At 73.0% G+C, this 12,286-nt stretch carries 6 protein-coding genes and 1 pseudogene; 2 read left to right on the forward strand and 5 right to left on the reverse strand.

Annotated elements, in window-relative coordinates:
• Positions 1 to 73: 73 nt before the first annotated feature.
• Entirely contained in the window at positions 74 to 2,878 is a 2,805-nt protein-coding gene (locus tag ACIRPX_RS20670; protein WP_404196359.1) for a SpoIIE family protein phosphatase, read from the reverse strand.
• A gap of 437 nt (positions 2,879 to 3,315) precedes the next feature.
• A complete protein-coding gene (locus ACIRPX_RS20675; protein ID WP_404196362.1) occupies positions 3,316 to 5,904 on the reverse strand; it encodes a SpoIIE family protein phosphatase in 2,589 nt (862 codons plus the stop codon).
• 220 nt (positions 5,905 to 6,124) lie between these two features.
• Here ACIRPX_RS20675 and ACIRPX_RS20680 point away from each other — a divergent pair, with 220 nt between their 5' ends.
• Positions 6,125 to 7,537 carry a cytochrome P450 gene (locus tag ACIRPX_RS20680; protein WP_404196365.1) on the forward strand — a complete coding sequence of 471 codons (1,413 nt, stop codon included), beginning with the start codon at positions 6,125 to 6,127 and terminating at the stop codon, positions 7,535 to 7,537.
• Positions 7,538 to 7,721: 184 nt separating this feature from the next.
• Positions 7,722 to 8,354 carry a GNAT family N-acetyltransferase gene (locus tag ACIRPX_RS20685; RefSeq protein WP_404196368.1) on the forward strand — a complete coding sequence of 211 codons (633 nt, stop codon included), beginning with the start codon at positions 7,722 to 7,724 and terminating at the stop codon, positions 8,352 to 8,354.
• Between the two features lie 24 nt (positions 8,355 to 8,378).
• Here the strand turns inward: ACIRPX_RS20685 and ACIRPX_RS20690 are convergent, their stop codons facing one another.
• The 3 genes and pseudogenes from ACIRPX_RS20690 to ACIRPX_RS20700 all read right to left on the reverse strand — a co-directional run.
• Positions 8,379 to 10,109 (reverse strand): dolichyl-phosphate-mannose--protein mannosyltransferase, encoded by a 1,731-nt coding sequence (locus ACIRPX_RS20690; protein ID WP_404196371.1) that lies wholly within the window; start codon positions 10,107 to 10,109, stop codon positions 8,379 to 8,381.
• Positions 10,110 to 10,507: 398 nt separating this feature from the next.
• Positions 10,508 to 11,806, reverse strand: a complete 1,299-nt coding sequence (locus ACIRPX_RS20695) for a ThuA domain-containing protein (protein WP_404196374.1) — start codon at positions 11,804 to 11,806, stop codon at positions 10,508 to 10,510.
• 118 nt (positions 11,807 to 11,924) lie between these two features.
• Positions 11,925 to 12,286, reverse strand: a pseudogene (locus ACIRPX_RS20700) (chitinase); the annotation flags it as partial.

The raw sequence follows: 12,286 nt of genomic DNA on the forward strand, positions 1-12,286 counted from the left end.
CGTCACGGAAGAAGTTCGTAGGGACGCACGAAGAAGGTACGGACCAAAAGGGGTGAGACGGGCGGAGGCGCCGTCAGGGCAGCGGCTGCTCGGCCCAGATCACCTTGCCGTCGGGCGTGTAGCGGGTGCCCCAGCGTTCGGTCAGCTGGGCGACCAGGAACAGGCCGCGGCCACCCTCGTCGGTCATCGCCGCGTACCGCAGGTGCGGCGAGGTGCTGCTGCTGTCGAAGACCTCGCAGATCAAGGTGCGGTCCAGCAGCACACGCACCTGGATGGGGTCGGCGCCGTAGCGGATGGCGTTGGTGACCAGCTCGCTCAGGACGAGTTCCGTGCTGAAGGCCAGCTCCTCCAGACCCCACGCGGTGAGCCGGCGGCTGACCGACGCGCGTACCTCGCCCACCGCCGCCGGGTCGTTGGGCACCTGCCATTCGGCGATGTGGTCGGCGGGCAGGGCCCGGGTGCGGGCGACGATCAGGGCCACGTCGTCACTGGGCTTGGCCGGCAACTGGGAGTCCAGCACCGACCGGCACGTCTCCTCCGGCGAGTCGCCGGCGCGCTCCAGCGCGCCCCGCAGGAGTTCCAGCCCCTCGTCGATGTCCCGGCCGCGGTCCTCGACGAGCCCGTCCGTGTACAGGACGAGGCGGCTGCCCGCCTCCAGCGTGAGGTCGGCCGTCTCGAACGGCAGGCCGCCGAGTCCGAGCGGGGGCCCGGCGGGCACGTCGGGGAAGCCGACACTGCCGTCGGGCCGGATCAGCGCGGGCGGCGGATGACCGGCCCGCGCGATCGTGCACATCCGCGACACCGGGTCGTAGACCGCGTAGAGGCAGGTGGCGCCGGTGACCAGGGCGCTGTCGCCGTCCGTGGTCTCGTCCTGGTCGATACGGCCGACCAACTCGTCCAGCAGCGAGAGGAGTTCGTCGGGCGGCAGGTCGAGCGCGGAGAAGTTGTGGACCGCCGTGCGCAGCCGGCCCATGGTGGCCGCGGCGTGCAGGCCGTGCCCGACGACGTCGCCGACCACGAGCGCGACACGGGCCCCCGAGAGGGGCAGTACGTCGAACCAGTCGCCGCCGACCCCGGCCTGCGCGGGCAGATAGCGGTAGGCGATGTCGAGGGCGGACTGCTCGGGCAGCGTACGCGGCAGGAGGCTGCGCTGCAGGGTCACGGCCATGCTGTGCTCGCGCGTGTAGCGGCGGGCGTTGTCGATGGAGACCGCGGCGCGCGTCACCAGCTCCTCGGCGAGGGCCAGTTCCTCCGCGTCGAAGGGGTTCGGCTTCTGCGAGCGCCAGAAGCTCACCACGCCCAGGACCAGGGTCCCGGCACGCAGCGGCACCGTGATCAGCGAGTGGATGCCGTACTCCAGGACCTGTCCGGTGCGCTCCAGGTCCTGCGCGTGCCAGCCGGGCGCCGCGGCGAGATCCGGCTCCAGGACCGCCTGCCCGGTGCGCAGGCTGCGGGCCTGCGGCGAGGTGTCGACGTACCTGATCTGCCGGCCCACCTTGTACAGCGGGGCGTCCTCCAGGACCCCGCGCGCGGCGGCACGGCGCACGGCCGTCGCCCCCTCCGGCTGGCCGCCGGCCAGCACGGCGTCGAACAGGTCGACGGTCGCGAAGTCGGCGAACCGGGGCACGGCGAGCTCCGCCAGTTCCTCCGCGGTACGGGCGACGTCCAGGCTCGTGCCGATGCCCACACCGGCGTCGTAGAGCATGTTGAGGCGTTCCCGCGCCGTCTCGGCCCGGCCGGACAGGGCGCGCAGCTCGGTGGAGTCACGCAGGGTGGCGACGCTGCCCGGCGGGCCGCCCTGGACGTCGGTGGGCCGCTGGTTGACGGCCAGCAGGCGGTCCTTGACCCGGTGCACCTCGTCCGTGGCCACGCGGCCGGAGGCCAGCAGCTCCGCGGTGTCGGGGTCGAGGCCGAGGTCCAGCGCGTGCCGGCCCTCCGCGTCGGCGGGCAGGTCGAGCAGGCGCTGCGCCTCGTCGTTGGCGAGCAGCAAGGAGCCCTCGCCGCTGACGATGAGCACGCCCTCGCGCACCGCGTGCAGCACCGCGTCGTGGTGCTCGTACATGCGGGTCATCTCGTCCGGGCCGAGGCCGTGCGTCTGCCGCAGCAGGCGTCTGCTCACCAGTGCCGTGCCCGCGGTCGCCAGGGCCAGGCCCACGGCCGCCGCCGTCAGGACCAGCGGGAGCTGGCGGTTGGCGGCGCCGCCCACGTTCGCGGTGGTGATGCCCGCCGACACGAGGCCCACGACCTTCCCGTCCGGGGCCTTGATCGGTACGACCGCCTGGACCAGGCGCCCGATGGTGCCGTTGATCTCCTCGACCACCGTCCCGCCGGCCAGCGCGGGGGCGATGGTGCCCACGAACTTCTTGCCGATGCGGTCCGGTTTGGGGTGGCTGTAGCGGATGCCGTCGGTGTTCATGACGACGATGAAGTCCACACCGGTCGCCTTGCGGGCGGCCTCCGCGCGTGGCTGCAGGATCGTCGTGGGGCGGGGGGCGCTCAGGGCCGCGCGCGTGCCGGGCGCGTTGGCGAACGCCTCCGCCACGGCGACCGAGCGGTTGCGGGCCTCCTGCGTGCTGTCGTGCCGGGCCTGCAGGTACAGCGCCACCACCGCGGCGACCACCAGCAGCAGCACGATCACCACCTGCAGGACGAAGACCTGCCTGGCGATGCTGCGGCCCGTCAGCGCCGACCGCAGGGCCGCGGCGCGCCCCGGCTCCGCTCCACCTGGATGGCCGTTGCGGTGAATGAACGCTTCCGCGGGTGCCCGTGTCGTCCGGTGCCCGTGCGCTCCGTGGGCACGACCGCTCGCACGGCGGGCGCGGGGACCGCCGGGGCGCCGGTGCGACCGCGTCCCGGAACGGTCCGGAAGACGGACCATGTGCCCATGTCTACACTGCCGCGCCGCGTGAGGCGAGAGGCGTCACCGAGGGTGACAGGGCCTTCAGGGGTGGTGGCGGGGGTGTGCGGCGCGCCGGGACGGCGCGGTGGACGGCTGGGTGACGGTCTGTGGCGGCGGGACCGTGGCGGGGCCGCGGGGGCGGTGACGCGACGGCGGGGCGCGGAGTGTTGGGCCGATACGGTGAGCGGGCCGACGCCGGATGGCGGCCCGGCACACGGACACACGGACCACGGGCACACTGGACCACGGGCACACCGGACGCGTGGCCTACGGGCACACCGGATGCGTCGCCTACGGACACACCGGACGCGTGGCCTACGGACACACCGGACGCGTGGCCTACGGGCACACCGACGCGCGGACCGGGGACACACGGAAACGCCGGCGGCCCGGCCGGTCGTCCAGGCGCGGCCGGGTCATTGCCCGCTTCCCTCCGCCGCGCGGCGCGTCGCCAGCAGGAGGGCGATGTCGTCGGGGCGGTCCCGCAGGTGGCGGGCCATGGCGGTGAGGCGGTCGGCGATTCCGGTCAGGGTGCGGCGGCTCGGCCGGCTGGCGGGGGCGCCGGCCTTCGACAGGGCCACGCGCAGCGCGGTGATGCCGTCGTCGATGTCGACCCCGGGGCGTTCCACGAGACCGTCCGTGTAGAGGGCGAGCACCGCACCCGGTTCGATCTGCAGTTCGGAGACGGGGTAGTGGGCCTGCGGGTCCACCCCGAGCACGACCCCGCCCGGCAGATCCAGCACCTCGGTGTGGCCGTCCGGGTGACGCAGCAGCGGTGGCGGATGTCCCGCCCGCGCGACGCGCGCCCGGCCCGACACCGGGTCCAGCCGGACGTAGCAGCAGCTGGCGAACTGACCGGGGTCGAGGTCGATGAGCAGATGGTTGGTGCCGCTCATCACCTCGTCGGGCGGACGGTCGCCGAGCGCGAACGCCCGTACCGCGCTGCGCAGTTGGCCCATGGTGGCCGCGGCCTGCACCCCGTGCCCCTGGACGTCCCCGATGACCAGCGCCAGGCCGTCCCCGGCCTCCACGACGTCGTACCAGTCGCCGCCTACCTCCATGCCCTGGGTGCCGGGCAGATATCGCCCGGTGGTCTCCACCAGCGGGTGGGCCGACAGCCGGCGGGGGAGCAGGACCTGCTGCAGCCCGCGGGCGAGCGCCGCCTCGCTCTCGTAGCGCTGTGCCTTCTCCATGGCGTGCGCGATCAGCCCGGCGAGCGCGGTGAGCACCGTGCGCTCCTCGGTGCTGAAGCTGCGGGAACGGTCGAAGCCCAGGATGCAGGAGCCCACCGGCCGCCCCGAGGCGATCAGCGGCAGGAACGCGCGGGCACCCTCGTCCGCGTCCAGCGCGATCCCGGGGTAGGCCGCCGCCAGCTGTTCCATCGAGTCGAAGAAGATCGGCCGGCCCGTGGTCAGCGTCTCGACGCCGGGGAGATGGGCGTCCAGGGCCACGCCTTCGAAGGGGGCGAGGAATCCCTTGGGGAAGCCGCTCTCCAGGGACAGGTACAGGTGGCGGTCCTGCAGCAGATAGATGGCGAGCCGGCGGCCGCCGAACGCGGGCAGCACCTCCCGCATCACCACGGCCGCCACCTGACGCGCGGTGACCGCCTCGGACAGCGCGATGGCCAGCACGATGGGCCGGTAGAGCGGAGCCATCGAGGGGCTCGCCGGGGCCGCCGGGGCCCCGACCGGCACCGGCTGCGGCGCGAGGTCCGCGGAGCCGTCCGCCACCCGGTTCGCCGGACGGAACGTGCACGTCAGGACGTCCCGCCCCGGATAGACGCACACATCGAGCCAGGTGCCCTCGTACGACCCCGGGTCACGTCCGGACGACGCCCCGCCGACCTCGTACGACGCCGGGTGGCCCGGCCCGCCGCCCTTGCCGGGCCGTTCCAGATGGAAGCGCACCGGGCCCGGGGTGAGCAGCGCGCTGCGCAGGTGGTCCTCGACGGCCGGCTGGTTCAGCCAGGGCACGCCCTCCCACAGCGGGCGGCTGAGCAGCTGCGTCCGCGAGCGGCGCAGCAGCTGTCCGGCGCGCGGGTTGGCGTAGAGGATCAGCCCCAGCCGGTCCAGGCACAGCACACCCTCGGGCAGCAGGTCGGCCGCGGCGTCGGCGGCCGCGCCGGGCCCCGGGTCGACGACGAAGCCGCGGACGGGATGCGCACCGGACGGTGCGCCGGGCGGGGAGGGAGAGGCGTACGGGCTCCACAGCTCCACCAGCCGCAGCGCTCCGTCCTCGGACCGTACGTACAGCGGCAGCGGCGGCGGACGGCCGCCGGCCGTCTCCCTGAGCGCGGTCAGCACGCGATCCGTCTCGGCGGGGGCCACGGCGTGGGCGAGCGTCTGCACGGAGGTGGCGAACTCGTCGGCCGGCATCCCCAGCAGCGCGGGCAGCCGCTCGTCCGCCGTCACCACGTCCGTCACCGGGTCCCAGGCGAAGCCACCGGCGCGGCCCGCGGGCGGGTGGGTGCCGGGCGGCCGCACGCACAGGGGCTCGCCGTCCCAGGCGACCGAGGGCCTGCCGCCGTGCTCCAGGCGCCGAAGCGACGCGCCGAGGTCCTCGGCCAGCCGCACCATACGGTCGCGGTGGTGCAGCAGTTCGGTCGAGTCGGTCGCCGAGGGGCACAGCACGGTCAGCACCCCGAACGTCGTCGTGCCGCCCACGACGGGCACGTACAGCGAGCCGAACTGGAACGGCAGCCCCGCCGCGAACTGGGGATACCGCCGCATGGTCTCCGTCGCGTTCGGCAGCACCACCTGCACGCCGAGCCGGTAGGAGTCCGCCACCGGGAACGGCCGGTCCACATGCATCCGCCACCACGGCCGGAACAGCGGCCCCGGCAGCCCCGTCAGCACCGCCAGCCGCAGCAGCCCGGGCGTGCCGGAGCGCAGGTAGACCCCACCCGCGTGGGCCCCTGCCGCACCGACCGCCTCGGTCGAGACGTCGATGAGCAGCGAGGCCAGCTGCCCGGGGCTTCGCTGTGCGTCCTCCGCGCTCCGCGTCATCGGCCCTACCTCGTCCGTGAGCCGCCCAGGGGTGACACAGCAAGAATGCGCCACCACGGGGCTGCAGCGCACCTGCGCGGCGCAATACGGCACACGGACCTCGATGTGACGCAAAGATCACGGTGGCCGGTGCATCGGGCGTATGGGTCATGGGCATGCATGTCGGCGTTTGACCCCACCCCCACGATGTGACCTCACCCCCACCAGGAGTGATCGCCCGATGAGTGCCCCCACCACGGCTCCCGTCCCCACCCCCACGGCCCCCGGCGGCCTGCCGCTGGTCGGCCACGGACTCCGCCTCGCCCGCGACCCGCTGCCGTTCATCAGCTCACTGCGCGCCCACGGCAGTGTGGTGCGCATACGGATCGGCCCCACACCCGCCTACGTGGTCACCGACCCCGCGCTGACCCGGCGTGTCCTGGTGGCCGACGCCGCCCACTTCACCAAGGGCGGCAGGTACAACGACGCGCTGCGGGTCTTCCTCGGCGACGGAATCGCGACCGTGGCCGACGGCGACACCCATCTGCGCAACCGCCGGCTGATGCAGCCCATGTTCAACAAGGCGCACATCGCCGAGCACGGCGACGCCATGATCGAGCAGGTGCGGACGATGGTCGGCGCCTGGACCGCGGCCGAACCGCGCGACGTACTCGCCGACATGAATGAGATCACCCTCGCCGCGTTCCTCGTCGCCGTGTTCGGCGCGGACCTGCCCGCCCACCTGGAGGGCGAGTTCACCGCCCTCATGCCCGACATCATGAAAGGAACGATTCGGCAGGTCGTTCTCCCGCCCTGGATGACGCGGCTGCCGCTGCCCGCCAACCGCGCCCACGCCGACCGTGTCGCCCGCCTGCGCACCCTCATCGACCAGGCCATCGACCACCGGATGGACGGCACCGCACCCGGACCGGCTTCGGCGGACGCCGCCTCCGGCGCCGGGGCGTGCCCGTACGCGGCCGAGGCCGGCCGGCGGCGGAGCGGCCTGTTCGAGACCCTGATCGGCGCCGAGGACCAACTCGGCCGCCGGCAACTCCAGGACGAGACCATCACCCTGCTGGCCGGCTCGATCGAGACCACCGGCACCACGCTCGCCTGGGCGCTGTACGAGATCGCCGGCAACCCCGCCGTCGAACGACGCCTTCGCGAGGAACTGGCCTCGGTGTGCGGGGACCGGCCGCTGCGCCACGACGACATCGACCGGCTCCCGTACGCCCGGCGCGTTCTGCGGGAGGCCATCAGGAAGTACGGGGTGATCTGGATGGTGACGCGGACCGCCGCCCGCGACATCGTCCTCGGCGGACACCTCATACCCGAGGGCGCCGACGTGATGTGGAGTCCCTATCTGCACCAGCACGACTCCACCCGCTTCCCCGACCCGGACAGCTTCGACCCCGACCGCTGGGAGACGGACGGTGCCGCGGACACCCGAGGGTCCTTCCTCGCCTTCGGCGACGGCCGCCGCAAGTGCATCGGGGAGAACTTCGCGTGGGTCGAGCTCCAGATCGTCCTCGCGACCGTCCTGCAGGCCTGGCCCCGGTTCGAGGTGACCTCGCCTCCGCCGCGTGCCCAGGCCGTCATCACGGTCGAACCCGATGCCTTGGCCATGGAGTTCCGTGCGGACGCGGCCGCCTGACGGTCACCCGGGCGGCTTCCCGGGCACGGTGACGGTGCCGCAGCCCCATGGGCGTCGCCCGGCAGGCGGAGACGGACGGCTGCCGACGGTGTGCCGGGCCCCGCCCGCCAGGCCCCGGACCGAGGAGCGGGCGGGTCGTGCCACTCCCTTGTGGGAGCGCTCCCAATCGCGGCAGGATGCTGCGATGACCGCAACCCCCGCCATCCGCCCCTACCACCCCGACGACCGGGACGCCCTCGACGACATCTGCATCCGTACCGCCCACAACGGCCAGGACAGCCGCCCCTTCTACGCCGACCCCACCCTCTTCCCGGTGACCTTCGCGGCGCCGTACGCACATCTGGAGCCGGAGCTGGCCTTCGTGCTGGACGACGGGCGGGGGCGGGCCGTCGGTTACGTCCTCGGGACCGCCGACACACCCCGCTTCGTCGGAGCCTTCCGCGAGAAGTGGCTGCCGCTGGTCGCGGACCGCTACCCCGAGCCGGCCGGCGAGCCCGGGACCCCGGACGAGGCGCTGATCCCGTTGCTGCACCACCCCGAGCGGATGATCGTCCCCGAGGTCGCCGCCTACCCGGCCCACCTGCACATCGACCTGCTCCCCGGCTGGCAGGGGCGCGGGTACGGACGTGCGCTGATGCGGACCTTCCTCGCGGCCCTGCACGAGCAGGGCGTCACCGCCGTGCACCTGTGCATGGTCACGGCCAACACCCCGGCCCGGGCGTTCTACGACCGGCTGGGCTTCCGGGAGATCCACGTGCCGGACCCGGGCCCGGTCACCTATCTCGGGCGTACGACAGGGCAGTTGGCGACGCTGTGACGGCCGGGCCCGTCGACGCGCGCGTCAGATCCAGGTGTCCAGCCACATCCGGGCGTGCCAGTCGGCGTACGGGATGGTCTGTCCGGTGTAGATCGGGAAGAAGTAGATGAAGTTCCACACGATGAGGAGCACCAGGGCGCCCGCGCTCACCGTGCCGATCAGCCGGCGCCGCTCGTCCGCCCCGGGCGGCCCCAGCAGGGCGCCCACCATCATGGCCACGGCCAGGCACAGGAACGGCACGAACACGACGGCGTAGAACGAGAAGATCGTGCGGTCCTGGTAGTTGAACCAGGGGAGGTATCCCGCGCCGACCCCGCACAGCACGGCGCCCGCGCGCCAGTCCCGGCGCAGCGCCCACCGGAACAGCAGGTAGAGCAGCGCCGCGCAGGCCGCCCACCACAGCAGCGGCGTGCCCAGGCCCAGGATCTCCTGCGAGCAGCCGGCGGCGGCGTGGCAGCCGTCCTGCCCGGGCTTCGGCGACTCGTAGGAGAACGCCACGGGCCGCCCCTGCACCAGCCAGCTCCAGGGGTTGGACTGGTAGCGGTGCGGCGTGTGCAGGCCGACGTTGAACTGGTAGACCGCGTGTTCGTAGTGCCACAGGCTGCGCAGCGGAGCCGGGATCCAGGACCAGGTGCCGCCGCGCCCGTCCGCCCAGTGGCGGGCGTAGCCCTTGTCCGACAGGAACCAGCCGGTCCACGTCGCCAGGTACGTCAGGACGGCGACCGGAACCATGGACAGCACCGACCGGCCGAAGTCCTTGCGCAGCACCGCGCGGTAGGGACCGTACGCGCCGGCCACCCGGCGGGAGCCGACGTCCCACAGGACGGTGAGGGCGGTGAGGAAGACAAGGACGTACAGGCCGTTCCACTTGCTCGCGGCGGCCAGCCCGAGCAGGACGCCGGCGGCGAGGCGCCAGGGGCGCGGGCCCGTTCCGGCGTGTTCGCCGGTGTACGCGTCGGGTCGCGCGAACCCGTCCCCGTCGACGGGCAGGGCGGCCGCCAGCCGGGCCCGTGCCCTGTCCCGGTCGACGAGCAGACAGCCGAACGCCGCCAGCACGAAGAACATGACCACGATGTCGAGCAGGGCGGTGCGGCTCATCACGAAGTGCAGGCCGTCCACCGCGAGCAGCGCACCGGCCAGACAGCCCAGCACGGTCGAGCGGAACAGCCGGCGCCCTATTCGGCACAGCATGAGGACGGACAGCGTGCCCAGCAGCGCCGTCATGACCCGCCAGCCGAACGGGTCCAGCCCGAACAGCCCCTCTCCCGCGGCGATGACCCACTTGCCCATCGGCGGATGCGCGACGAAGCTGCCGGCGTCCGAGAGCGGGATCACCTGGGGGTGCGCCAGGATCTGCGGGTCGGCGACCTTGCGGTCCGGCCAGGTGCCCTCGTAGCCGAGCCGCAGCATCGACCAGGAGTCCTTGGCGTAGAACGTCTCGTCGAAGACGAGCGCCCGCGGGCTGCCGAGGTGCCAGAAGCGCAGCGCGCCGGCGAACACGGCGACGAGGAGGGGGCCCAGCCAGCCCGTGGACCGGGCGAGGAGCAGGGCCGGCCGTGGCCCCAGGCCCAGCCATGCCCACAGCCGTGTGTCCGGTTCGGGGAAGGGCGGGACCAGGCGGGTTCGGGTGTCGGTCCGGGGAGCCGCGGTGCGGCCGAGCCGGCCCGGCCGCTGGGCCCAGGGGGCGGATCCGGGCCGGACCGCCGTGCGGGCGTCCGCGCCGACGCCGGACCGGGTGGGGGTGTCACTCGTCACCGGGTCATCGTAGGGAACGCCCGTAGGGGCCGGGCGCGGCCCCGACCGCCGGGGCCGCACGGACGGCGTCTTCTGCCCGGGCAGCGTGCCGGGGCCGGTCGCCCGCCGGGTGTCGTACGGGTTGATCGTCCGGTCGCCGGCCGGCATCACCGGCGACGACGGCGACGCCGTGCACCTCGAGGGCCGGTCCGTGGAGCGGTCGCGGACCGGGCCCGGCCCGACGCTCTTCGGTGGCCGGCTCGGCCTCCGGCTCGCGCAGCCGGCCGCGCACCGGACCGTGCTGCCGCACCGGACCGTGCTGCCGTGCGCGGCTGTTGAAGGGGTGTGCGTGGATCGCCTTTCGGTGACGGGACGCCGGTCCGCAGGGAGATCCGGACCGGCGCCAGGTCATGCGTCCGTCATGGGGTCTGCCGCGAAAGTCCCTGGCTCTGTTCGGTGAGCTGGAAGCTCTGGGTGGCCGAGCCGTCGCAGGTGTGCTGGGTGAGCCGGACGCCGTCGGTCGCCGCCGCGCCGGCGGTCAGGCACCTGCCGCTGTGCCGCGTGACGAAGTGGTAGCGGCCGGCCGACTCCCGCACGGGCTGCCACTGCTGGTTCTGTCCGCCCGAGTACGACCAGAGCTGTACCGGCGCGTTGTCCGCCGTGGAGCGGTCGGTGACGTCGAGGACCTGCTGCGGATTGCCGCGGGCGGCGATGCGGACGTAGCCGCTGTCGGTGGTGCGGAACTGGTACTCCTGCGCGGCGGTGCCGTTGCAGGTGTACTGCTGGATCGCCGTGCCGTTGGCGGTCGCGGCCGCCTTGGCGTCGACACAGGTGCCGTTCCCGGTGTTGCGCACCGTGTACCAGGCGGTCTCCGAGATCGAGTCGGACGGCGGCAGGCCGGCGTCCGCGCCGCCCAGCCACTTCAGTCCGTCCAGCAGGAAGCGGTTCTGGGTCGCGCTGGCGAAGGTCGACGACAGGGTGGTGTTGGTGGCGTAGTCCATCGCGTTGTGGCCGAAGTTGGCATACAGCATGCGGTACTTCGTGTTCGTCCACAGGATCGGGTAGTAGCCGCTGTACCAGCTCTGGTTCGGATCGGTGCCGAGCGGGAAGCTGCTCGGGTCGACGGAGGCGAGGATCTTGATGTCGGGGTTCTCGCGCAGGTCGTTCGACCAGCTGTACCACTCGCTGACGGACGAGGTGAACGTGTCCGGCAGGTTCCTGGTCGCGGGGTTGGTGTGGTCCTCCACCTTCAGGACGGCGGTGGTCGGACCCCAGGTGTTGGAGACGAAGTCGCCGCTGCCGAGGAACTGGTTGTGGTACCAGTTCCAGCTCTGCGCGTCCGTGGTGAACGCGGAGACGTGGAAGCCCATCCAGGCGCCGCCGCCGCGCATGTAGGTCTCGAATCCGGTGCGTTGGGCGGCGGTCTGCGGCAAGTCGTCCAGGAACAGGACGACTTGGTAGCCGTTGACGCCGCCGTTCGCGAGCAGGTCCCAGTTGTTGCTGGCCGTGTAGGTGAAGCCGTTCTGCGCGGCCTGCCGGGGGAACCACTGGTTGGCCTCGTGGACGAAGCTGATGTGTGCCGCGTCGTAGGTGCCGTTGTAGAGGGCGAGCACCTTGAACGGCTGCGCCGCGGCGTGGGCGCGGGGTACCGACAGCGCCGTCAGCAGGATCGCCAGCAGCGCGATGATGCGGAGAGTGCCGGATCGTATGGCGTGCATCGCGGGATGCCTCCTCTTGGGCCGGGTCCGGGTGGGGGCCGGTCGGGGGTGACCGACGAGGTTCGCCACAGCGGTGGACGCGTCCCGGCGTGGCAACTCGGGACGCCCGTGGGGCGGTTCAGCCGGTGTACTGCGAGAGGACGCGGGTGTAGTCCCAGTCGGACTGGCCGACTCCGGAGCAGCTGTCGGTGCTGCCGCCGGTGCAGGGGCGGTCGCGGTTGGCGGACCAGAAGGTCAGGCGGGCCAGGTGGTGCTGCTGGGCGTAGGCGAGGATGGTGCGGAAGTCGTCGACGGTGACGGTCTCGTTGTTGTCGGTGATGCCGTTCATGGAGGAGATGCCCATGTCGCGGTAGGCCTGGTCGTCGGTGTAGCCGTAGGCGTTCTCGAGGGCGTTCTTGAGGCCCTCGGCGGCCTGCCGGGTGAGGGTGCCCATGTTCTGGCCGGCGCCGCCGAAGTCGAAGGGCATGATGGCCCAGGCGT

The organism is Streptomyces sp. NPDC101225 (genome assembly GCF_044767585.1).
GTDB lineage: Bacteria > Actinomycetota > Actinomycetes > Streptomycetales > Streptomycetaceae > Streptomyces.